33 protein-coding genes and 1 pseudogene are annotated in these 21,504 nt (G+C 60.1%); 1 reads left to right on the top strand and 33 read right to left on the bottom strand.

Annotation, left to right across the window (positions count from 1 at the left end; genetic code table 11):
- Nucleotides 1-81: 81 nt before the first annotated feature.
- Together ssb and A6723_RS10265 are read right to left on the bottom strand one after the other, a co-directional pair.
- Nucleotides 82-579: a single-stranded DNA-binding protein gene (gene ssb / locus A6723_RS10270; protein WP_017521888.1), complete on the bottom strand. Its 498-nt coding sequence runs from the start codon at nucleotides 577-579 to the stop codon at nucleotides 82-84.
- 18 nt (nucleotides 580-597) lie between these two features.
- Nucleotides 598-1,986, bottom strand: a complete 1,389-nt coding sequence (locus tag A6723_RS10265) for an MFS transporter (RefSeq protein ID WP_054906706.1) — start codon at nucleotides 1,984-1,986, stop codon at nucleotides 598-600.
- A 213-nt stretch (nucleotides 1,987-2,199) separates the two neighbouring features.
- On the opposite strand from A6723_RS10265, the gene uvrA reads away from it, so the two are divergent.
- Nucleotides 2,200-5,034, top strand: a complete 2,835-nt coding sequence (gene uvrA, locus A6723_RS10260) for an excinuclease ABC subunit UvrA (RefSeq protein ID WP_054906705.1) — start codon at nucleotides 2,200-2,202, stop codon at nucleotides 5,032-5,034.
- Nucleotides 5,035-5,235: 201 nt separating this feature from the next.
- On the opposite strand, the gene bfr is transcribed toward uvrA, so the two are convergent.
- The 31 genes and pseudogenes from bfr to A6723_RS31205 form a co-directional block, all read right to left on the bottom strand.
- Nucleotides 5,236-5,700 (bottom strand): bacterioferritin, encoded by a 465-nt coding sequence (gene bfr, locus A6723_RS10255; protein ID WP_054906704.1) that lies wholly within the window; start codon nucleotides 5,698-5,700, stop codon nucleotides 5,236-5,238.
- Between the two features lie 134 nt (nucleotides 5,701-5,834).
- On the bottom strand, nucleotides 5,835-7,283 hold the full coding sequence (gene katA, locus A6723_RS10250; RefSeq protein ID WP_054906703.1) for a catalase KatA: 1,449 nt from the start codon (nucleotides 7,281-7,283) through the stop codon (nucleotides 5,835-5,837).
- Between the two features lie 272 nt (nucleotides 7,284-7,555).
- Nucleotides 7,556-7,945, bottom strand: coding sequence for a 50S ribosomal protein L17 (gene rplQ, locus A6723_RS10245; protein ID WP_015475338.1), 390 nt, complete (start codon nucleotides 7,943-7,945; stop codon nucleotides 7,556-7,558).
- A 43-nt stretch (nucleotides 7,946-7,988) separates the two neighbouring features.
- Complete coding sequence (rpoA, locus tag A6723_RS10240) at nucleotides 7,989-8,990, bottom strand: DNA-directed RNA polymerase subunit alpha (RefSeq protein WP_024767078.1); 1,002 nt, start codon at nucleotides 8,988-8,990, stop codon at nucleotides 7,989-7,991.
- Between the two features lie 22 nt (nucleotides 8,991-9,012).
- Complete coding sequence (rpsD, locus tag A6723_RS10235; RefSeq protein ID WP_054906702.1) at nucleotides 9,013-9,633, bottom strand: 30S ribosomal protein S4; 621 nt, start codon at nucleotides 9,631-9,633, stop codon at nucleotides 9,013-9,015.
- 16 nt (nucleotides 9,634-9,649) lie between these two features.
- A complete protein-coding gene (rpsK, locus tag A6723_RS10230) occupies nucleotides 9,650-10,039 on the bottom strand; it encodes a 30S ribosomal protein S11 (protein ID WP_003093689.1) in 390 nt (129 codons plus the stop codon).
- A gap of 18 nt (nucleotides 10,040-10,057) precedes the next feature.
- On the bottom strand, nucleotides 10,058-10,414 hold the full coding sequence (gene rpsM, locus A6723_RS10225; protein WP_024767079.1) for a 30S ribosomal protein S13: 357 nt from the start codon (nucleotides 10,412-10,414) through the stop codon (nucleotides 10,058-10,060).
- A gap of 130 nt (nucleotides 10,415-10,544) precedes the next feature.
- A complete protein-coding gene (gene rpmJ / locus A6723_RS10220) occupies nucleotides 10,545-10,661 on the bottom strand; it encodes a 50S ribosomal protein L36 (RefSeq protein ID WP_014854209.1) in 117 nt (38 codons plus the stop codon).
- Between the two features lie 24 nt (nucleotides 10,662-10,685).
- Nucleotides 10,686-12,017: a preprotein translocase subunit SecY gene (gene secY, locus A6723_RS10215; RefSeq protein ID WP_024767080.1), complete on the bottom strand. Its 1,332-nt coding sequence runs from the start codon at nucleotides 12,015-12,017 to the stop codon at nucleotides 10,686-10,688.
- Nucleotides 12,018-12,452: a 50S ribosomal protein L15 gene (rplO, locus tag A6723_RS10210; protein WP_045215310.1), complete on the bottom strand. Its 435-nt coding sequence runs from the start codon at nucleotides 12,450-12,452 to the stop codon at nucleotides 12,018-12,020.
- Nucleotides 12,453-12,455: 3 nt separating this feature from the next.
- Nucleotides 12,456-12,632 carry a 50S ribosomal protein L30 gene (rpmD, locus tag A6723_RS10205; RefSeq protein WP_009617174.1) on the bottom strand — a complete coding sequence of 59 codons (177 nt, stop codon included), beginning with the start codon at nucleotides 12,630-12,632 and terminating at the stop codon, nucleotides 12,456-12,458.
- A gap of 2 nt (nucleotides 12,633-12,634) precedes the next feature.
- Nucleotides 12,635-13,135, bottom strand: coding sequence for a 30S ribosomal protein S5 (gene rpsE / locus A6723_RS10200; protein ID WP_009617173.1), 501 nt, complete (start codon nucleotides 13,133-13,135; stop codon nucleotides 12,635-12,637).
- 3 nt (nucleotides 13,136-13,138) lie between these two features.
- The gene (gene rplR / locus A6723_RS10195) at nucleotides 13,139-13,489 is read right to left on the bottom strand and encodes a 50S ribosomal protein L18 (protein WP_017521897.1); all 351 of its coding nucleotides are present in this window, start codon (nucleotides 13,487-13,489) and stop codon (nucleotides 13,139-13,141) included.
- 10 nt (nucleotides 13,490-13,499) lie between these two features.
- Nucleotides 13,500-14,033: a 50S ribosomal protein L6 gene (rplF, locus tag A6723_RS10190; RefSeq protein ID WP_015475332.1), complete on the bottom strand. Its 534-nt coding sequence runs from the start codon at nucleotides 14,031-14,033 to the stop codon at nucleotides 13,500-13,502.
- A gap of 11 nt (nucleotides 14,034-14,044) precedes the next feature.
- Nucleotides 14,045-14,437 carry a 30S ribosomal protein S8 gene (gene rpsH, locus A6723_RS10185; protein ID WP_015475331.1) on the bottom strand — a complete coding sequence of 131 codons (393 nt, stop codon included), beginning with the start codon at nucleotides 14,435-14,437 and terminating at the stop codon, nucleotides 14,045-14,047.
- Nucleotides 14,438-14,625: 188 nt separating this feature from the next.
- The gene (rpsN, locus tag A6723_RS10180; protein WP_024767384.1) at nucleotides 14,626-14,931 is read right to left on the bottom strand and encodes a 30S ribosomal protein S14; all 306 of its coding nucleotides are present in this window, start codon (nucleotides 14,929-14,931) and stop codon (nucleotides 14,626-14,628) included.
- A gap of 13 nt (nucleotides 14,932-14,944) precedes the next feature.
- Nucleotides 14,945-15,484, bottom strand: coding sequence for a 50S ribosomal protein L5 (rplE, locus tag A6723_RS10175; RefSeq protein ID WP_017521899.1), 540 nt, complete (start codon nucleotides 15,482-15,484; stop codon nucleotides 14,945-14,947).
- Nucleotides 15,485-15,503: 19 nt separating this feature from the next.
- A complete protein-coding gene (gene rplX, locus A6723_RS10170; protein WP_024767385.1) occupies nucleotides 15,504-15,818 on the bottom strand; it encodes a 50S ribosomal protein L24 in 315 nt (104 codons plus the stop codon).
- 12 nt (nucleotides 15,819-15,830) lie between these two features.
- Nucleotides 15,831-16,199 (bottom strand): 50S ribosomal protein L14, encoded by a 369-nt coding sequence (gene rplN / locus A6723_RS10165; RefSeq protein WP_017521901.1) that lies wholly within the window; start codon nucleotides 16,197-16,199, stop codon nucleotides 15,831-15,833.
- Between the two features lie 16 nt (nucleotides 16,200-16,215).
- On the bottom strand, nucleotides 16,216-16,482 hold the full coding sequence (gene rpsQ, locus A6723_RS10160) for a 30S ribosomal protein S17 (protein ID WP_024767386.1): 267 nt from the start codon (nucleotides 16,480-16,482) through the stop codon (nucleotides 16,216-16,218).
- A gap of 2 nt (nucleotides 16,483-16,484) precedes the next feature.
- Nucleotides 16,485-16,676 carry a 50S ribosomal protein L29 gene (rpmC, locus tag A6723_RS10155; protein WP_003093720.1) on the bottom strand — a complete coding sequence of 64 codons (192 nt, stop codon included), beginning with the start codon at nucleotides 16,674-16,676 and terminating at the stop codon, nucleotides 16,485-16,487.
- Nucleotides 16,676-17,089, bottom strand: coding sequence for a 50S ribosomal protein L16 (rplP, locus tag A6723_RS10150; protein WP_009617163.1), 414 nt, complete (start codon nucleotides 17,087-17,089; stop codon nucleotides 16,676-16,678). Before rplP ends, rpmC begins: the two co-directional genes overlap by 1 nt.
- 11 nt (nucleotides 17,090-17,100) lie before the next feature.
- Nucleotides 17,101-17,787 carry a 30S ribosomal protein S3 gene (gene rpsC, locus A6723_RS10145; RefSeq protein WP_024767387.1) on the bottom strand — a complete coding sequence of 229 codons (687 nt, stop codon included), beginning with the start codon at nucleotides 17,785-17,787 and terminating at the stop codon, nucleotides 17,101-17,103.
- A 13-nt stretch (nucleotides 17,788-17,800) separates the two neighbouring features.
- The gene (rplV, locus tag A6723_RS10140; RefSeq protein ID WP_015475325.1) at nucleotides 17,801-18,133 is read right to left on the bottom strand and encodes a 50S ribosomal protein L22; all 333 of its coding nucleotides are present in this window, start codon (nucleotides 18,131-18,133) and stop codon (nucleotides 17,801-17,803) included.
- 12 nt (nucleotides 18,134-18,145) lie between these two features.
- Nucleotides 18,146-18,421, bottom strand: coding sequence for a 30S ribosomal protein S19 (gene rpsS, locus A6723_RS10135; protein WP_017521902.1), 276 nt, complete (start codon nucleotides 18,419-18,421; stop codon nucleotides 18,146-18,148).
- 16 nt (nucleotides 18,422-18,437) lie between these two features.
- On the bottom strand, nucleotides 18,438-19,259 hold the full coding sequence (rplB, locus tag A6723_RS10130) for a 50S ribosomal protein L2 (RefSeq protein ID WP_024767388.1): 822 nt from the start codon (nucleotides 19,257-19,259) through the stop codon (nucleotides 18,438-18,440).
- 11 nt (nucleotides 19,260-19,270) lie between these two features.
- Nucleotides 19,271-19,570 (bottom strand): 50S ribosomal protein L23, encoded by a 300-nt coding sequence (rplW, locus tag A6723_RS10125; protein WP_015475322.1) that lies wholly within the window; start codon nucleotides 19,568-19,570, stop codon nucleotides 19,271-19,273.
- Nucleotides 19,567-20,169, bottom strand: a complete 603-nt coding sequence (gene rplD / locus A6723_RS10120) for a 50S ribosomal protein L4 (RefSeq protein WP_017521904.1) — start codon at nucleotides 20,167-20,169, stop codon at nucleotides 19,567-19,569. Before rplD ends, rplW begins: the two co-directional genes overlap by 4 nt.
- Before the next feature lie 14 nt (nucleotides 20,170-20,183).
- Entirely contained in the window at nucleotides 20,184-20,819 is a 636-nt protein-coding gene (gene rplC, locus A6723_RS10115; RefSeq protein WP_024767389.1) for a 50S ribosomal protein L3, read from the bottom strand.
- Nucleotides 20,820-20,901: 82 nt separating this feature from the next.
- Nucleotides 20,902-21,213, bottom strand: a complete 312-nt coding sequence (gene rpsJ / locus A6723_RS10110; RefSeq protein ID WP_003243886.1) for a 30S ribosomal protein S10 — start codon at nucleotides 21,211-21,213, stop codon at nucleotides 20,902-20,904.
- Nucleotides 21,214-21,368: 155 nt separating this feature from the next.
- A pseudogene (locus A6723_RS31205) lies at nucleotides 21,369-21,504 on the bottom strand (elongation factor Tu); the annotation flags it as partial.

The following is a 21,504-nucleotide window of genomic DNA, read 5'->3' as shown; positions in this document are numbered from 1 at the left end:
CGAACATTCGCCAAAACGAGCGTCCCAGAAACGCAAAAGCGCAGCTCGAAGGCTGCGCTCTTGGGCGACGAATCGTTCGGATCAGAACGGAATATCGTCGTCGAAGCTGTCGTAGTCCGGAGCCGGTTGCGGCGCGGGCTGGGACTGCTGCTGCGGCGCAGGGCGCTGGGCCTGCTGCGGACGCTGCTGCGGCTCGCGGGGAGCGCGCGGAGCATCGTCACCACCGGCGCCCGGACGGCCGCCGAGCAGCTGCATGTTGCCGTTGATGTCGACCACGATCTCGGTGGTGTACTTGTCCTGACCGTCTTGGCCCTGCCACTTGCGAGTGCGCAGGCTGCCTTCGACGTAGATCTGCGAGCCCTTGCGCACGTACTCGGCGACGATCTCTGCCAGGCGACCGAAGAACACCACGCGGTGCCACTCGGTACGCTCCTGCTGCTGGCCGGTCTGCTTGTCCTTCCAGCTCTCGCTGGTGGCCAGGGTGACGTTGGTCACCGCGTTGCCGTTGGGCATGTAACGGGTTTCCGGATCGCCACCGACGTTACCCACCAGAATGACTTTGTTAACCCCACGGGCCATGACGCTCTCCTAAAGGCTTCAGCACGTCGCCTGCTCGGCGCCGGCGAGGCGCTCGAGGGACGTGCGATCAACTTGTTGGGAATCCACTTTGACATAAGCAGCCGCTTCTTCAACGACCACCATCACATCGCTCACACCGGGCAATGCCTTGAAACGCTCAGCCAACGAAGCATCGCGCAGGGCCTCATCGGAAAGAGGCAGGCGAATACTCGTTACATACGGAGGTTCGCGCATGGTAACAGCAATCGCCAGCCAGAGGGCAGCCAGCACCGCGCAGCCGATGAACACCCCGTCGAGCCCGCCGTGCTGGTACATCCAGCCGCCGAGGATGCCGCCCACGGCGGCGCCGAGGAACTGGCTGGTGGAGTACACGCCCATCGCCGTGCCCTTGCCGCCGGCCGGCGACACCTTGCTCACCAGCGAGGGCAGCGAGGCCTCCAGCAGGTTGAACGCGGTGAAGTAGACGATGATGCCGAACACCAGTTCCTTGAGGCTGTTACCGAACTCCCAGAAGAACAGTTCGCAGAGCATCAGGGTCGCCACGGCGCCGGTCAGCACACGTTTCATCTGGCGCTTCTTCTCGGCGTAGATGATGAACGGGACCATGCCGAAGAAGCCCACCAGCAGCGCGGTCAGGTAGACCCACCAGTGTTCTTCCTTGGGTAGCCCGGCACGCTCGACCAGCGCCAGCGGCAGCGCGACGAAGCTGGCCATGAGGATCGCGTGCAGCACCAGGATGCCGGCGTCCAGGCGCAGCAGCTCGCCGTTCTTCAGGGTCGGCAGCAGCGACTGCTTGGCCACGCTCGACTCGCGATGCTGCATGCGGTGATCAGGCGTTGGCACGAAGAACAGGATGATCAGCATGCCCACCAGGGCCATGCCGGCGGTGAACCAGAACAGCCCGTGCAGGCCGAACCAGTGGGTCAGCACGGGGCCGGCAACCATCGCCACGGCGAAGGACACGCCGATGCTCATGCCGATCATGGCCATGGCCTTGGTGCGGTGCTGCTCGCGGGTGAGGTCGGAAAGCATCGCCATCACCGCCGCGGAAATCGCCCCGGCGCCCTGCAGGACGCGGCCGGCGATGATGCCCCAGATGGAATCGGCGTTGGCCGCCAGCGCCGCGCCGGCGGCGAACACCAGCAGGCCGACGATGATGATCGGCCGGCGACCGATGCGGTCGGACAGGGTGCCCAGCGGGATCTGCAGGATCGCCTGGGTCAGGCCGTAGGCGCCGATGGCCAGGCCGATCAGTGCCGGGGTGGCGCCGGCCAGGTCCTGGCCATAGGTGGCAAGCACCGGCAGGACCATGAACATGCCGAGCATGCGGAACGCGAAGACCAGGGACAGGCCGGCGGCCGCGCGGGTTTCGGTGCCACTCATGCGCTCAGTGTGGGAATCGTGCATAGGCCCCTCATGGACAGACGAAAGACGGGATGCGCTAAATTGCCCCCGGTGGCGCCGCGTCATCCGGGCCCCACAGGGCCGGTTGTCGCAAACGCCGAAAAATAGCCGCGCATTCTACCAGCCCAACGGTCCAAGGGCACACACGCGCTACTTTGCCGCGTACCCGCCACGCCCCGTATAATCGATAGTTTTCGCCCGCCATGCGAGGCCGCTGTGGACAAGATCCTCATCCGTGGGGCACGTACCCACAACCTGAAGAACATCGACCTGACCCTGCCGCGCGACAAGCTGATCGTGATCACCGGCCTGTCCGGTTCCGGCAAGTCTTCCCTGGCCTTCGACACGCTCTACGCCGAGGGCCAGCGCCGCTACGTGGAATCCCTGTCGGCCTACGCCCGGCAGTTCCTCTCGATGATGGAAAAGCCTGACGTCGACACCATCGAAGGCCTGTCGCCGGCGATCTCCATCGAGCAGAAGTCCACCTCCCACAACCCGCGTTCCACCGTGGGCACCATCACCGAAATCTACGATTACCTGCGCCTGCTCTACGCCCGCGTCGGTATTCCGCGCTGCCCGGACCACGACATCCCGCTGGAAGCACAGACCGTCAGCCAGATGGTCGACCAGGTGCTGGCGCTGCCCGAGGGCCGCAAGCTGATGTTGCTGGCCCCGGTCATTCGCGAGCGCAAGGGCGAACACCTGGCGGTATTCGACGAGATGCGCGCCCAGGGCTTCGTCCGCGCCCGAGTCGACGGCAAGCTTTACGAGCTGGACGAAGTGCCGAAGCTGGACAAGAAGCTCAAGCACTCCATCGACATCGTGGTCGACCGCTTCAAGGTCCGCGGCGACCTGCAGCAGCGCCTGGCAGAGTCCTTCGAGACAGCGATCAACCTCGCCGACGGTATCGCGCTGGTCGCGCCCATGGATGATGAAGAAGGCGAGGAGATGATCTTCTCCGCGCGCTTCGCCTGCCCGATCTGCGGCCACTCGATCAGCGAGCTGGAACCCAAGCTGTTCTCCTTCAACAACCCGGCCGGCGCCTGCCCGACCTGCGACGGCCTGGGCGTAAAGCAGTTCTTCGATGCGCGCCGGGTGGTCAACGGCGAGCTGACCCTGGCCGAGGGCGCCATTCGCGGCTGGGACAGGCGCAACGTCTACTACTTCCAGATGCTCGGCTCGCTGGCCGGGCACTTCGGCTTCAGCCTGGAAGAGCCTTTCCAGGATCTCGACCCGGATCACCAGAAGTTCATCCTCAATGGCTCGGGCCGCGAGAACGTCGAGTTCCGCTACCTCAATGACCGCGGCGACATCGTCAAGCGCGCACACCCGTTCGAAGGCATCCTGCCGAACCTGGAGCGCCGCTACCGCGAAACCGAATCGGCCACCGTGCGCGAGGAGCTGGCCAAGTTCCTCAGCACCCAGCCCTGCCCGGACTGCCACGGCACCCGCCTGCGCCGCGAAGCCCGCCACGTGTGGGTCGGCGACAAGACGTTGCCGGCGATCACCTCGATGCCGGTGGGCACCGCCTGCGAATACGCCGAGAGCCTGACCCTAACGGGCCGCCGCGGCGAGATCGCCTCGAAGATTCTCAAGGAAATCCGCGAGCGCCTGCAGTTCCTGGTCAACGTCGGCCTCGACTACCTGACCCTGGACCGCAGCGCCGACACCCTCTCCGGCGGCGAGGCCCAGCGCATCCGCCTGGCCAGCCAGATCGGCGCGGGCCTGGTGGGCGTCATGTACATCCTCGACGAACCTTCCATCGGCCTGCACCAGCGCGACAACGAGCGCCTGCTGGGCACCCTCACCCACCTGCGCAACCTGGGCAACACGGTGATCGTGGTCGAGCACGACGAGGACGCCATCCGCCTCGCCGACTACGTCGTGGACATCGGCCCGGGTGCCGGCGTACACGGCGGGCAGATCGTCGCCGAGGGCACACCGCAGCAAGTCATGGATCACCCGGACTCGGTCACCGGCGCCTATCTGTCCGGCCGCACCAAGATCGTCGTGCCCGCCGAACGCACCCCGCGCAACAAGAAGCAATTGCTCAAGCTCAAGGGCGCGCGCGGCAACAACTTGCAGAACGTCAACCTGGAAATCCCGGTCGGCCTGTTCACCTGCATTACCGGCGTTTCCGGTTCGGGCAAGTCGACGCTGATCAACAACACCCTGTTCCCGATCACCGCTACCGCGCTCAATGGTGCCACCACGCTGGAAGTCGCGCCCTACGACTCGTTCGATGGCCTGCAGCACCTGGACAAGGTGGTGGACATCGACCAGAGCCCGATCGGCCGCACCCCGCGCTCCAACCCGGCGACCTATACCGGGCTGTTCACGCCGATCCGCGAGCTGTTCGCCGGCGTGCCGGAAGCCCGTTCGCGCGGCTACGGTCCGGGGCGCTTCTCGTTCAACGTCAAGGGCGGCCGCTGCGAGGCCTGCCAGGGCGATGGCGTGATCAAGGTGGAGATGCACTTCCTGCCGGACATCTACGTCCCCTGCGACGTCTGCAAGGGCAAACGCTACAACCGCGAGACCCTGGAAGTCCGCTACAAGGGCAAGAGCATCACCGAGGTGCTGGACATGACCATCGAAGACGCCCGCGCGTTCTTCGATGCCGTCCCCGCCATCGCCCGCAAGTTGCAGACGCTGATGGATGTTGGCCTGTCCTATATCAAGCTGGGCCAGAGCGCGACGACACTCTCCGGCGGTGAAGCGCAGCGGGTGAAGTTGTCCCGCGAGCTGTCCAAGCGCGATACCGGCAAGACGCTGTACATCCTCGACGAGCCGACCACCGGCCTGCACTTCGCGGATATCCAGCAACTGCTGGACGTGCTCCATCGCCTGCGCGACCACGGCAACACCGTGGTGGTGATCGAGCACAACCTGGACGTGATCAAGACTGCCGACTGGCTGGTCGATCTCGGCCCCGAGGGTGGCTCCAAGGGTGGACAGATCATCGCCACCGGCACGCCGGAGCAGGTCGCGGAGTTGGCGGTGTCGCACACCGGGCACTTCCTCAAGCCATTGCTGGAGCGTGATCGGGCCTGATCCACACCGGCATGAAAAAGCCCCTGTCGCCGATCGGCGCAGGGGCTTTTTCTTGTGCTCTTCGTCGGACGGAGGGGGACGCCCACGAACCGCCCCAGACCTGAGTTATTGGGTAACTCTGTTCGCGAGCAAGCTCGCTCCTACAAAAGAAAGCCCCCGGAGACTGGGCGCCGAGGGCTTTTAATGAAGCGAAGCTATGGATCAGATCTGCGACTGCAGGTAATTCTCCAGACCCATCTTGGCGATCAGGCCGAGTTGCTGCTCCAGCCAATAGGCGTGGTCTTCCTCGGTATCAGTCAGCTGCACGCGCAGGATATCGCGGGTGACGAAGTCCTTGTGCTTCTCGCACAGCGCAATGCCCTTGGCCAGCGCAGCGCGCACATGGCGCTCCAGCTTCAGGTCGGCTTCCAGCATTTCCGGCACGGTCTTGCCCGGGTGAATGTCGTCCGGGCGCATGCGCGGGGTGCCTTCGAGCAGGAGGATGCGGCGCAGCAACGCATCGGCGTGCTGAGTTTCCTCTTCCATCTCGTGGTTGAGACGCTCGTAGAGCTTGGTGAAGCCCCAATCCTCATACATGCGCGAGTGGATGAAGTACTGGTCGCGAGCGGCCAGCTCACCGGCCAGCAGCGTGTTGAGATAATCGATAACCTCGGCGTGGCCTTGCATCAGCCTTCTCCCTGGGACGTGACAGCGAATTAAACGGCGCTATGGTCGCGACTGGCCATGACCGGGGTCAAGTCCGCGATGCCCCACAAACGCAACCGCCCTCCGAAGAGGGCGGCTGGCAGAACGGTTTCAGCTTAGTCGAGCTTCAGGCCCAGCGCCTTGGCGACGCCTTCGCCGTAGGCCGGGTCGATCTTGAAGAACAGCGCGAGCTGACGACGCTGGATCGCTTCCGGTACGCCTGCCATGTCCCCGGCAATGTTCTCGTACAGGCGCTGCCGCTGCGCTTCGTCAAACAGACGGAACAGTGCAGCCGGCTGACTGTAGTAATCGTCGTCCACACGGTGGTTCCAGTGGTCGGCACTGCCTTCCAGGGTCAGCGGCGGCTCGGAGTAATCCGGTTGTTCCTGCCATTGGCTGAAGCTGTTCGGCTCGTAGGTGACGGTCATGTCACCGTTATTGCCGTCCACCCGCATGGCGCCGTCGCGGTGATAGATGCGCGGGTTGTTACGCGCAGCGTTCACCGGGATCTGGTGGTGGTTCACGCCCAGGCGATAGCGGTGTGCATCGCCGTAGGAGAACAAGCGCCCCTGGAGCATCTTGTCCGGCGAGAAACTGATGCCGGGAACGATGTTCGCCGGGCTGAAAGCAGACTGCTCGACCTCGGCGAAGTAGTTCGCCGGGTTGCGGTTGAGCTCGAAGTAACCCACCTCGATCAGCGGGTAGTCGCCATGCGGCCAGACCTTGGTCAGGTCGAACGGGTTGTAGCGGTAGGTCGCCGCGTCCTTCTCCGGCATCACCTGTGCGTACATTTTCCAGCGCGGGAAGTCGCCGCGCTCGATGGCGTCATACAGGTCGCGCTGGGAGCTCTCGCGGTCAGCACCGACCAGTTTCGCCGCTTCCTCATTGCTCAGGTTCTCGATGCCCTGCTGGGTCTTGAAGTGGAACTTGACCCAGAAGCGTTCGTTGCTGGCATTGATGAAGCTGAACGTGTGGCTACCAAATCCATGGACGTGACGGTAGCTGCGCGGCAGGCCGCGGTCGCTGAAGTCGATGGTCAACTGGTGCAGGGCTTCGGGCAGGTGCGAGAAGAAATCCCACTTCAGCGTGGCGTTGCGCAGGTTGGTGCGCGGATCTCGCTTCACCACGTGGTTCAGGTCGGGGAATTTCAGCGGGTCGCGGAAGTAGAAGACCGGGGTGTTGTTGCCGACCAGGTCCCAGTTGCCTTCCTCGGTGTAGAACTTCATCGCGAAGCCGCGGATGTCGCGCTCGGCGTCGGCTGCGCCACGCTCGCCGGCAACCGTGGAGAAACGCAGGAACAGGGGAGTCTGCTTGCCGACCTCGGCAAACAGCTTGGCGCGGCTGTAGCGCGTGATGTCCTGGGTGACGGTGAAAGTGCCGTAGGCGGCAGAGCCCTTGGCGTGCATGCGACGCTCGGGGATCACCTCACGATCGAAGTGCGCCAGCTTCTCCAGGAACCAGACGTCCTGCAGCAGCATCGGACCCCGCGGGCCGGCGGTCTGGACATTCTGGTTATCGGCGACCGGAGCTCCAGCTGCAGTCGTCAGACGGGTGTTGTCACTCATCGTTACTCTCCTCAACGGCGGGGTGCCTGTATGCCGGCCGACTGCGGAGGCAGAAGGCTCGGCCCGACATCCCAATCGGACAATTAAGCGCCTCCAACGGCATTGCGGCTGTTGATCCAGCTCAGCAAGCAGTAGAAGTCGACGGCGTTAAGGATCGGTGACAAGGGGCTTGATAAGCCAATTTATTGATTCGAGCCTATCAATAGATAAAAACTTTTCTCCAGGCGATAAAAAACCGGGCACAAGGCCCGGTTTCTTATAAGGCGTAAACCTTACTCTGCAGCTTCTACTGCTTGGCCGCCAACAGCGCGGTCAATCAGTTCGACGTATGCCATGGGGGCATTGTCGCCGGCGCGGAAGCCGCACTTCAGGATGCGCAGGTAGCCGCCCGGACGGTTGGCGTAGCGCTTGCCCAGTTCGTTGAACAGCTTGCCTACGGCTTCTTTCGAACGGGTACGGTCGAAAGCGAGACGACGGTTGGCAACGCTATCCACTTTAGCCAGGGTGATCAGCGGCTCGGCAACGCGACGCAGTTCCTTGGCCTTGGGCAGGGTGGTTTTGATCAGTTCGTGTTCGAAGAGCGACACAGCCATGTTCTGGAACATAGCCTTGCGGTGCGCGCTGGTGCGGCTCAGGTGACGACCACTTTTACGATGGCGCATGGTTCAATTCCTTTCCAAACTTTACGTTCGGTAGCTACGACGATCAGGCAGTAGCCTTGTCGTCTTTCTTGAGACTTGCCGGCGGCCAGTTATCGAGGCGCATACCGAGGGACAGACCGCGAGAGGCCAGAACGTCCTTGATTTCGGTCAGGGACTTCTTGCCCAGGTTCGGCGTTTTGAGCAGCTCTACTTCGGTGCGCTGAATCAGGTCACCGATGTAGTAGATGTTCTCTGCCTTCAGGCAGTTGGCCGAACGGACGGTCAGCTCAAGGTCATCGACCGGACGCAGCAGGATCGGATCGATCTCGTCTTCCTGCTCTTCAACGACGGGCTCGCTGTCGCCTTTGAGGTCCACGAACGCTGCCAGCTGCTGTTGCAGGATGGTAGCGGCGCGACGGATAGCCTCTTCAGGGTCCAGGGTGCCGTTGGTTTCCAGATCGAGGACCAGCTTGTCCAGGTTGGTACGCTGTTCGACACGGGCGTTCTCGACCACGTAGGCAACACGACGTACGGGGCTGAACGAGGCATCAAGCTGAAGACGGCCAATGCTGCGGCTTTCGTCTTCATCGCTGGTGCGGGCATCAGCCGGCTCGTAGCCACGGCCACGAGCGACTTTCAGCTTCATGTTCAGCGCGCCGTTATCAGCCAGGTGGGCGATAACATGGTCACCGTTGACGATCTCGACATCATGATCCAGCTGAATATCGGCAGCGGTCACCACACCCGAGCCCTTTTTCGCCAGGGTCAGCGTCACTTCGTCACGGCCGTGCAGCTTGATGGCCAGGCCTTTCAGGTTGAGCAGGATCTCGATGACATCTTCCTGCACACCTTCGATGGCGGAGTACTCGTGGAGTACGCCGTCGATCTCGGCCTCGACTACCGCACAGCCAGGCATGGAGGACAACAGGATGCGACGCAGCGCGTTGCCCAGGGTATGGCCGAAACCACGCTCGAGAGGCTCGAGAGTGATCTTGGCGCGGGTTTGGCTGACCACCTGCACATCGATGTGGCGGGGGGTCAGGAACTCATTTACCGAACTCTGCATGGATGCACCTATTTTCTAGCCCTTACTTGGAGTAGAGCTCGACAATCAGGTTTTCGTTGATGTCGGCGGACAGATCGGCACGAGCCGGGACACTTTTGAAGGTGCCAGCTTTCTTGTCGGTGTCCACGTCGACCCACTCAACGCGACCGCGCTGGGCGCACAGGTCCAGAGCTTGGGCGATACGCAGCTGGTTCTTCGATTTCTCGCGAACAGCAACGACATCACCGGCTTTGACCTGGTAGGACGGCACGTTTACGGTCTGACCGTTGACGCTGATGGTCTTGTGGGACACCAGCTGACGGGATTCGGAACGAGTGGAACCGAAGCCCATACGGTAGACGACGTTGTCCAGACGGCACTCAAGCAGCTGCAGCAGGTTTTCACCCGTGGAGCCCTTGCGGCGGGACGCTTCCTGATAGTAGCCACGGAATTGACGTTCCAGAACGCCGTAGATGCGGCGAACTTTTTGTTTCTCGCGCAGCTGCAGACCGTAGTCGGACAGACGACCACGACGCTGGCCATGCTGGCCGGGAACTTGTTCTGCCTTGCACTTCGAGTCGAGGGCACGAACGCCGCTCTTCAGGAAGAGATCAGTGCCTTCGCGGCGGGACAGTTTGCACTTGGGACCAATGTAACGAGCCATTTCTCACTGTCTCCTATTACACGCGACGCTTTTTCGGCGGACGGCAGCCGTTATGCGGGATCGGGGTTACGTCGGTGATGCTGGCGATCTTGTAACCGCAGGCATTCAGCGCACGAACAGCCGACTCGCGACCCGGGCCCGGGCCTTTGACGTTGACGTCAAGGTTCTTCAGACCGTATTCCAGAGCAGCCTGGCCGGCACGCTCGGCCGCTACCTGGGCAGCGAACGGAGTGCTCTTACGCGAGCCACGGAAACCCGAACCACCGGAAGTGGCCCAGGACAGGGCGTTGCCCTGACGATCAGTGATGGTAACGATGGTGTTGTTGAAGGACGCGTGGATGTGTGCGATCCCATCAACCACCGTCTTTTTGACTTTCTTGCGAGGACGAGCAGCAGGTTTTGCCATGACTATATTCCTAAGCGATTACTTGCGGATCGGCTTACGCGGGCCCTTACGGGTGCGCGCGTTGGTCTTGGTACGCTGACCGCGAACCGGCAGACCACGACGATGACGCAGACCGCGGTAGCAACCGAGGTCCATCAGACGCTTGATATTCATGTTGATTTCGCGACGCAGGTCACCTTCAGTGGTCAGCTTGGCCACTTCGGTACGCAGCGAATCGATCTGCTCTTCGCTCAGCTCTTTGATCTTTACAGCCGGGCTGATGCCGGTGGCTGCACAGATGCTCTGTGCGGTAGTGCGACCAACACCATAGATGTAGGTCAGCGAGATAACAGTGTGCTTGTTATCCGGAATGTTTACGCCTGCAATACGGGCCATTCAGAAAAACTCCAATTGACAGCTACCCGGCGCCCAGGGAGCCAAGAAAGGGCGCGGATATTAGCGCTGTAAAAACAAATAATCAACCCGGCAGCACACTAGCTGCCGGGCTATCACGCGTGAATCACACTCAGCCTTGGCGCTGTTTGTGACGCGGCTCCGCGCTGCAGATGACACGAACGACGCCTTCGCGACGGACGATCTTGCAGTTGCGGCACAGCTTCTTAACCGATGCACGAACTTTCATCAGTGACTCCTCGAACCTTACGGGTCAGCGCAGCAGACCGCTGCCATAGCCCTTCAGGTTGGCTTTCTTCATGAGGGATTCGTACTGGTGAGAAACGAGGTGCGATTGTACTTGGGCCATAAAGTCCATCACAACCACGACCACGATCAGCAACGAGGTCCCGCCAAGGTAGAACGGAACGTGGGCAGCTACGACCAGGAACTGGGGCAGCAGGCACACAGCCGTCATGTACAGGGCACCGAACATGGTCAAACGGGTCAGCACGCCATCGATGTAGCGAGCAGACTGTTCACCCGGACGAATACCCGGAATAAATGCACCGGACTTCTTGAGGTTTTCCGCCACGTCCTTCGGGTTGAACATCAACGCTGTGTAGAAGAAGCAGAAGAAGACGATCCCTGCACTAAACAGCAGAATGTTCAGCGGCTGACCAGGCGCGATCGCTTGCGCGACGTCCTGCAGCCAACCCAGGCCTTCCGACTGACCGAACCAGGCACCCAGGGATGCCGGGAACAGCAGGATGCTGCTGGCGAAAATCGCAGGGATTACACCTGCCATGTTCACTTTCAGCGGCAAATGGCTGGTCTGGGCGGCAAACACCTTGCGACCTTGCTGGCGCTTGGCGTAATGCACGGCGATACGACGCTGACCACGCTCGATGAACACCACGAACGCGATGATGGCCACGGCCAGCAGGCCGATGGCGATCAGGGCGAAGATGTTGATGTCACCTTGACGCGCGGACTCGAAGGACTGACCGATTGCTCGGGGCAGGCCTGCGACGATACCGGAGAAGATCAACATGGAGATGCCGTTGCCGACACCCCGCTCGGTGATCTGCTCACCCAGCCACATCATGAAGAGTGCACCCGCCACGAAGGTGGTGACCGACACGAAGTAAAAGCCGAAGTCGTTGGAGAAGGCCACGCCCTGGCTACCCAGACCAATGGACATGCCAATGGCCTGGACAAGTGCCAGGACGAGAGTCGCGTAGCGGGTGTACTGGCTGATCTTGCGACGCCCAGACTCACCCTCTTTCTTCAACTGCTCCAGCTGCGGGCTGATAGCGGTCATGAGCTGCATGATGATCGATGCCGAGATGTACGGCATGATCCCCAGTGCAAAAATACTCATGCGCTCCAGCGCGCCGCCGGAAAACATGTTGAAGAGGCTAAGAATGGTCCCCTCGTTCTGCCGGAACAGTGCCGCCAAGCGATCGGGGTTGATGCCCGGGACTGGGATGTGCGCGCCGATCCGATAGACGATGATCGCCAGGAACAGGAAACGCAGACGTGCCCAGAGCTCGGACAAACCACCACCGTTGCTCAGCGCAGAGAGAGCACCTTGCTTAGCCATTTAGTCCTCGATTTTGCCGCCAGCTGCTTCGATAGCCGCACGAGCGCCCTTGGTGGCGCCGATGCCTTTCAGAGTGACCGCGCGAGTAACGTCGCCCGACAGCATGACTTTCACACGCTGTACGTTCTGGTTAATCACGTTGGCATCCTTCAGGGACTGCACGGTAACGACATCACCCTCGACCTTGGCCAGTTCGGAAGTGCGCACTTCTGCGCGATCCATGGCTTTCAGCGAGTTGAAGCCGAACTTCGGCAGACGACGGTGCAGCGGTTGCTGACCACCCTCGAAGCCCGGAGCGATGGAGCCACCGGAGCGGGAGGTTTGACCTTTGTGACCACGGCCACCGGTCTTGCCCAGACCGCTACCGATGCCACGGCCCGGACGGTGCTTTTCGCGACGGGCACCCGGCGCGGAACGCAGATCGTTCAGTTGCATGGATTAACCCTCCACACGCAGCAGGTAGTAAGCCTTGTTAATCATGCCGCGGTTTTCAGGAGTGTCCTGAACTTCGACGGTGTGATTAATGCGACGCAGGCCGAGGCCTTTGACGCAAGCCTTGTGATTGGCCAGACGGCCGTTCAGGCTCTTGATCAGGGTAACTTTGACAGTTGCCATGGTTAGAGAATCTCCTCGACGCTCTTGCCACGCTTGGCCGCTACCGACTCAGGGGACTGCATGTTCTTCAGGCCCTTGAAGGTTGCGTAGACCACGTTCACCGGATTGGTGGAGCCGTAGCACTTCGCCAGAACGTTCTGCACACCAGCAACTTCCAGGACAGCGCGCATGGCGCCGCCGGCGATGATGCCGGTACCTTCGGAAGCCGGCTGCATGTACACCTTGGAGGCGCCATGGGCGGACTTGGTCGGGTACTGCAGGGTGGTGCCGTTCAGATCAACCTGGATCATGTTGCGGCGAGCAGCTTCCATTGCCTTCTGGATAGCGGCCGGCACTTCACGCGCCTTGCCACGACCGAAGCCAACACGGCCCTTGCCATCGCCAACCACGGTCAGCGCGGTGAAGGCGAAGATACGGCCACCTTTTACGGTTTTGGCGACGCGGTTCACTTGAACCAGCTTCTCGATGTAGCCTTCGTCGCGCTTTTGATCGTTGTTTGCCATAACTTAGAACTCCAGACCGCCTTCACGAGCGGCATCAGCCAGGGCCTTGATACGACCGTGGTACTTGAAGCCAGAACGGTCGAACGCCACCTGAGTGACGCCGGCAGCCTTGGCGCGTTCCGCGACCAGTTGACCAACTTTCTTGGCTGCGTCGACGTTGCCGGTGGCAGCTTCGCGCAGTTCCTTGTCCAGGGTCGAGGCGCTGGCCAGGACCTTGCCGCCGTCGGCTGCAATGACCTGGGCGTAGATGTGCTGGGAGGAGCGGTACACGCAGAGGCGTACGGCTTCCAGTTCGCGCATCTTCAGGCGAGCCTTGCGAGCGCGGCGCAGACGGGTTTCTTTCTTGACGCTCATTTGCTATGCCCTACTTCTTCTTGGCTTCTTTACGAAGGACGACTTCGTCGGCGTAACGCACGCCCTTGCCTTTGTACGGCTCCGGCGGACGGAAGTCGCGGATTTCCGCGGCAACCTGGCCAACCAGCTGCTTGTCGATACCCTTGATCAGGATGTCGGTCTGGCTGGGGGTTTCCGCGACGATGCCGGCAGGCAGTTCGTAATCAACCGGGTGGGAGAAGCCGAGAGCCAGGGACAGCACTTGGCCTTTGGCCTGCGCTTTGTAACCAACACCAACCAGCTGGAGCTTGCGCTCGAAGCCTTGGCTGACGCCGATCACCATGTTGTTGACCAGAGCGCGGGTGGTACCGGCCATGGCACGGGTCTGCTGGTCGCCGTTACGCGCAGCGAAACGCAGCTCACCGTTGTCCTGAATGACTTCGACGGACGGATGTACTTTCAGCTCCAGAGCACCTTTGGCGCCCTTGATCGAAAGTTCCTGACCAGCCAGCTTGATTTCAACGCCGGCAGGCAGAATGACGGGGTTCTTAGCAACGCGAGACATGCTGATTCCCCTTAGAACACAGTGCAGAGCACTTCGCCACCGACGCCAGCGGCACGGGCAGCACGGTCAGTCATCACACCTTTGTTGGTGGAGACGATCGAAACGCCCAGGCCGCCGCGAACTTTCGGCAGCTGGTCTACGGATTTGTACTGGCGCAGGCCAGGACGGCTGATTCGCTTCACTTCCTCGATGACAGGCTTGCCTTCGAAGTACTTCAGCTCGATCGACAGCAGAGGCTTGGCCTCGGCGGTGACTTGGAAATCCGCAATGTAACCTTCGTCCTTGAGGACTTTGGCGACTGCCGCTTTCAGCTTGGAAGACGGCATGCTCACGACGGTCTTCTCAGCCATCTGGGCATTACGGATGCGAGTTAGCATGTCTGCTAACGGGTCCTGCATACTCATGGGCTTAATGCTCCTGATACAAAAGATAAGCCTTCAACTTCATAACTCGCCCTCAAAACGCCGGACGATCTAAACCCGGGCTCGGGGGAGCCGGGTATTCTAGAGATCGCTCAAAAACGAATCAAGCCCCACGAGGGGGCTTGCTTCGCAAAGCGATCAACGGAGCCGTTGCCGACTCCGTCTAGCACTTACCAGCTGGCTTTCACCAGGCCCGGTACGTCACCGCGCATTGCCGCTTCACGCAGCTTGTTACGGCTCAGGCCGAACTTGCGGTAGTAACCGTGCGGACGACCGGTCAGACGGCAACGGTTACGCAGGCGGCTGGCGCTCGCGTCACGCGGTTGCTTCTGCAGGGCGACCTGGGCATTCCAACGATCTTCCGCAGTGGTGCTCGGATTAACGATGATCGCTTTCAGCTCGGCACGCTTTTTGGCGTACTTGGCTACCGTGCGCTGACGCTTCAGCTCACGGTTCTTCATGCTCTCTTTAGCCATGGTCCTACTCCAATCAGTTGCGGAACGGGAATTTGAAGGCGCGCAGCAGGGCACGACCTTCATCATCCGAACGCGCGGTAGTGGTCAGAGTGATATCCATACCGCGGAGGGCATCGATCTTGTCGTAATCGATTTCCGGGAAGATGATCTGCTCTTTGACGCCCATGCTGTAGTTGCCACGGCCGTCGAAGGACTTGGCATTCAGACCGCGGAAGTCACGAACGCGCGGCAGGGAGATCGACAGCAGACGGTCCAGGAACTCGTACATGCGATCGCCACGCAGGGTGACTTTCACGCCGATCGGCCAGCCTTCACGAATCTTGAAGCCAGCGATGGACTTACGAGCGTAAGTCACAACCGGCTTCTGACCCGCGATCTTTTCCAGATCAGCTACGGCGCTCTCGATGACTTTCTTGTCGCCGACAGCTTCGCCAAGACCCATGTTCAGGGTGATTTTGGTAACGCGCGGAACTTCCATCACGTTCGCCAGCTGAAGCTCTTGCTTCAGCTTGGGAGCGATTTCCTTCCGATAAATTTCTTTCAATCGTGCCATGGTGATCTACCTAGCTCCCTCAAGCCTGAACCGGTTTCTGGGTCGACTTGAAGACACGAATCTTCTTACCGTCTTCGACTTTGAAACCAACGCGGTCAGCCTTGTTGGTTTCAGCGTTGAAGATGGCGACGTTGGAGACGTGCAGAGGCGCCTCCTTCTCGACGATCCCGCCTTGCTGGTTGAGCATGGGGTTGGGCTTGGTGTGGCGCTTGACCAGGTTCACACCGCCAACGACCAGACGGTCGTCAGCCAGAACCTTGAGCACCTTGCCACGCTTGCCCTTGTCCTTGCCGGCAATGACGATGACTTCGTCGTCACGACGAATTTTTTGCATGACGGCTACTCCTTACAGCACTTCAGGGGCAAGGGAGACGATCTTCATGAACTTCTCAGTACGAAGTTCACGAGTCACCGGCCCGAAGATACGGGTGCCGATCGGCTCCTGCTTGTTATTCAGCAGGACGGCGGCGTTGCCGTCGAAGCGAATGATGGAACCGTCGGTACGACGTACGCCGTGCTTGGTGCGAACGACCACGGCAGTCATTACCTGGCCCTTCTTCACCTTGCCACGCGGAATTGCTTCCTTGACGGTGACCTTGATGATGTCGCCAATGCCGGCGTAACGGCGGTGCGAACCGCCGAGTACCTTGATGCACATTACGCGACGCGCGCCGCTGTTATCAGCGACTTCGAGCATGGATTGAGTCTGAATCATCTTCTATCTCCGACCCTTAGACTTCAACCGCGCGCTCGACGACATCAACCAGGGTCCAGGCCTTGGTTTTGGCCAGCGGACGAGTTTCGCGAATGGTGACCAGGTCACCAATGCGGCACTGATTGGTTTCGTCGTGGGCGTGCAGTTTGGTCGAACGCTTCACGTATTTGCCGTAGATCGGGTGCTTGACGCGACGCTCGATCAGAACGGTAACGGTCTTGTCCATCTTGTCGCTGACGACGCGGCCAGTCAGCGTACGGACGGTTTTCTGAGCTTCAGCCATGATTACTTACCTGCTTGCTGGTTGAGCACAGTTTTCACGCGAGCGATATCGCGCTTAACCTGCGAGAGCAGGTGAGACTGCCCCAACTGGCCAGTTGCTTTCTGCATGCGCAGATTGAACTGGTCGCGCAGCAGGCCGAGCAGTTGCTCGTTCAGCTGCTCAACGGATTTTTCACGAAGTTCATTCGCTTTCATCACATCACCGTCCGCTTAACAAAGGAGGTGGCGAGCGGCAGCTTTGCAGCAGCCAGGGCGAATGCCTCACGCGCCAGCTCTTCGGATACACCCTCGATCTCGTACAGGACCTTGCCCGGTTGAATCTGGGCTACCCAGTACTCGACGCCGCCCTTACCTTTACCCATACGTACTTCCAGGGGCTTCTTGGTAACAGGCTTGTCGGGGAATACGCGGATCCAGATCTTGCCGCCACGTTTTACGTGACGGGTCAGCGCACGACGTGCGGACTCGATCTGACGCGCGGTGAGACGGCCACGGCTGGTTGCCTTGAGGGCGAACTCGCCGAAGCTGACTTTAGAACCGCGATGAGCCAGGCCACGGTTGTGACCGGTCATTTGCTTGCGGAACTTCGTACGCTTGGGTTGCAGCATTTGCGTACTCCTTACTTAGCAGCTTTTTTACGAGGAGCGGGCGCTTGGGGCTTCAGCTCTTCCTGGCGGCCACCAATGACCTCGCCTTTGAAGATCCAAACCTTCACACCGATCACACCGTAGGTGGTGTGCGCTTCGTAGGTTGCATAGTCGATGTCGGCACGCAGGGTGTGCAGGGGCACACGACCTTCGCGATACCACTCGGTACGAGCGATTTCAGCGCCGCCCAGACGACCGCTTACCTGGATCTTGATGCCTTTGGCACCAATGCGCATGGCGTTCTGTACAGCGCGCTTCATGGCGCGACGGAACATAACGCGACGCTCCAGCTGCTGAGCTACGCTTTGCGCAACCAGCATACCGTCGAGTTCCGGCTTGCGGATCTCTTCGATGTTGATGTGCACAGGCACACCCATTTGCTTGGTCAGGTCCTGACGCAGCTTCTCAACATCTTCACCTTTCTTGCCGATCACGATGCCGGGACGAGCGGTGTGGATGGTGATGCGTGCGGTTTGAGCCGGGCGATGGATATCGATACGGCTTACGGACGCGCTTTTTAGTTTGTCTTGGAGATACTCACGTACCTTCAGGTCGGCGAACAGATAATCGGCGTAAGTGCGCTTATCTGCGTACCAAACGGAGGTGTGCTCCTTGACGATACCCAGGCGGATGCCATTGGGATGTACTTTCTGACCCATCTGATCGACTCCGTTACTTGTCCGCAACCTTGACAGTGATATGGCAAGACCGCTTGACGATGCGATCAGCACGGCCTTTGGCACGCGGCATGATGCGCTTGAGCGAACGACCTTCGTTGACGAAGACGGTGGAGACTTTGAGATCGTCTACATCGGCGCCTTCGTTGTGCTCGGCGTTGGCCACGGCCGACTCCAGCACTTTCTTCATGATCTCGGCGGCTTTCTTGTTGCTGAAAGCCAGGAGGTTGAGCGCGTCGCCCACCTTCTTCCCGCGGATCTGGTCGGCGACCAAGCGGGCTTTCTGGGCGGAGATACGAGCGCCCGAGAGCTTAGCGGCTACTTCCATCTTCCTTACCCCTTAACGCTTGGCTTTCTTGTCCGCAGCGTGCCCACGATAAGTGCGGGTAGCAGCGAACTCGCCGAGTTTGTGACCGACCATGTCTTCGTTGACCAGAACCGGCACGTGTTGACGGCCGTTGTGGACAGCGATGGTCAGACCAACCATGTGCGGCATGATCATAGAACGGCGCGACCAGGTCTTGATCGGCTTGCGGTCGTTCTTTTCTACCGCCACTTCGATCTTCTTCAGCAGGTGAAGATCGATAAAAGGACCTTTTTTCAGAGAACGTGGCACTGTCGTATCCCTCTATTTACTTGCGGCGACGGACGATCATGTTGTCGGTACGCTTGTTCGCGCGAGTCTTCTTACCCTTGGTCTGAAGACCCCACGGCGATACCGGATGACGACCAGCAGAGGTACGACCTTCACCACCACCATGCGGGTGGTCGACCGGGTTCATGGCAACACCACGAACGGTCGGGCGAACGCCACGCCAGCGTTTGGCACCGGCTTTACCCAGCGAACGCAGGCTGTGCTCGGAGTTCGAGACTTCGCCCAGGGTCGCACGGCAGTCAGCCAGGACTTTACGCATCTCACCGGAACGCAGACGTACGGTTACGTATGCACCTTCACGGGCAACCAGCTGAGCCGAGGCGCCAGCGGAGCGAGCGATCTGAGCGCCTTTGCCAGGCTTCAGTTCGATACCGTGGATGGTGCTACCCACCGGAATGTTGCGCAGCGGCATGTTGTTGCCGGCCTTGATCGGAGCGCCGATACCGGAGATCAGTTGATCGCCAGCCACCACGCCTTTGGGGGCGATGATGTAACGACGCTCGCCGTCCGCGTATTTCAGCAGAGCGATGTGAGCAGTACGATTCGGATCGTATTCGACGCGTTCAACGATGGCAGGGATGCCGTCCTTGTTGCGGCGGAAGTCGACCAGACGATAGTGCTGCTTGTGGCCACCACCGATATGACGGGTGGTGATACGACCGTTGTTGTTACGGCCGCCCGACTTGGACTTCTTCTCGAGCAGGGGAGCGAACGGAGCACCTTTGTGCAGGTCCTGGTTCACTACCTTGACGACGAAACGACGACCAGCGGAAGTCGGTTTGCATTTAACGATTGCCATGATGCACCCCTTTACTCAGCGCCAGCTGCGAAATCGAGATCTTGGCCCGGCTGGAGAGCGATGTACGCTTTTTTCCAGTCGTTACGCTTGCCCAGGCCGCGAACGGTACGCTTGGTCTTACCCTGAACGTTCAGGGTGGTGACGCGACGTACTTTCACGCCGAACAGGCTTTCTACGGCCTTCTTGATTTCCAGCTTGGTTGCATCAGTGGCAACCTTGAAAACGAATTGGCTGTTGCCGTCCGCCAGGCCGGTGGCCTTCTCGGAGATATGCGGGCCCAGCAGCACTTTGAATACGCGTTCCTGGTTCATGCCAGCAGCTCCTCGAACTTCTTCACGGCAGACACGGTGACCAGCACCTTGTCGTAGGCGATGAGGCTGACCGGATCGGAAGCCTGAACGTCACGTACATCGACGTGGGCCAGGTTGCGAGCTGCCAGGTACAGGTTCTCATCGACGCCTTCGGTGACGATCAGTACATCTTTCAGGCCCAGGCCTTCCAGCTTGCTGACCAGACCTTTGGTCTTCGGTGCATCGACAGCGAAGTCGGCAACGACAACCAGACGATCCAGACGAACCAGCTCAGAGAGGATGGAGCGCAGAGCAGCGCGGTACATCTTCTTGTTGAGCTTCTGGGAGTGATCCTGGGGCTTGGCTGCGAAAGTCGCGCCGCCGCCACGCCAGATGGGGCTACGGATGGTGCCAGCACGAGCACGACCAGTGCCCTTCTGACGCCACGGCTTCTTGCCACCACCGGAGACTTCGGAACGAGTTTTCTGAGCCTTGGTGCCCTGACGACCGCCAGCCATGTAGGCGACGACTGCCTGGTGAACCAGGGTCTCGTTGAATTCGCTACCAAAAGTACGCTCGGAAACCTCGATCGCCTGAGCGCCATTTACATTCAGTTGCATCTCAGCTTCCTCTCTTAACCGCGAGCCTTGGCTGCCGGACGCACCAGCACATCACCACCGGTAGCGCCAGGAACGGCACCTTTGACCAGCAGCAGATTGCGCTCTGCATCGACACGCACGACCTCAAGGGATTGAACGGTTACACGCTCAGCACCCATGTGGCCCGACATTTTTTTGCCCTTGAACACTCGACCAGGAGTCTGGCACTGGCCGATGGAACCCGGGACGCGGTGGGAAACGGAGTTACCGTGGGTGTTATCTTGACCACGGAAGTTCCAGCGCTTGATGGTACCGGCAAAGCCTTTACCCTTGGACTCGCCGGTAACGTCTACCAGCTGGCCTGCCTGGAACAGATCGACAGAGATGGAATCGCCTGCCTTGAACTCCTCTTCGCCCAGACGGAATTCCCACACGCCGCGACCGGCGGCGACATTCGCCTTGGCAAAGTGACCGGCTTGCGCCTTGGTCACGCGAGAAGCACGGCGCTCGCCAGCAGTTACCTGCACAGCGCGATAGCCATCGCTTTCTTCGTTTTTGAACTGGGTGACGCGATTCGGCTCGACCTCAATGACCGTGACCGGAATGGAGACACCATCTTCGGTGAAGATGCGGGTCATGCCGCACTTACGACCGACAACACCAATTGTCATCTTTAGAACCTCTTTAGTGTACGGGGCTTTCACCCGCTATGGCCGCCCATTTCAGAGCGTTACACGACCAATGCCGAAGGCATTAGCCGAGGCTGATCTGTACTTCGACGCCAGCAGCAAGGTCGAGCTTCATCAGCGCGTCGACGGTTTTGTCGGTCGGCTGAACGATGTCGAGAACACGCTTGTGGGTACGAATTTCGTACTGGTCACGAGCGTCCTTGTTGACGTGCGGGGAAATCAGCACGGTGTAACGTTCCTTGCGGGTCGGCAGAGGAATCGGACCACGCACCTGAGCGCCAGTACGTTTCGCGGTTTCCACGATTTCCTGGGTAGATTGGTCGATCAGGCGGTGATCAAAAGCCTTCAACCGAATACGGATTTGTTGATTTTGCATTTGACCTCAGACTCCAAGTTGCCATTCCCAACGGACGGACTCCGCCCGTTAAAAGGAGGCGCAATTGTACGGATGCGCCTGGGGGGTGTCAATATTTAACCAACTCAACGAAAAAGGGACCCCGAAGGGTCCCTTTTTCTGGAGCGGATCAGCGATTACTCGATGATCTTGGCAACCACGCCGGCGCCAACGGTACGACCGCCTTCGCGAATCGCGAAGCGCAGGCCATCTTCCATGGCGATCGGAGCGATCAGGGTAACAACCATTTTCACGTTGTCGCCCGGCATTACC

The organism is Pseudomonas sp. AU11447 (genome assembly GCF_001672555.2).
GTDB classification, from domain to species: Bacteria; Pseudomonadota; Gammaproteobacteria; order Pseudomonadales; family Pseudomonadaceae; genus Pseudomonas; species Pseudomonas nitroreducens.
The sequence above is the reverse complement of the archived record's forward strand: the minus strand, read 5'-3'. Positions and strand labels throughout refer to the sequence as shown.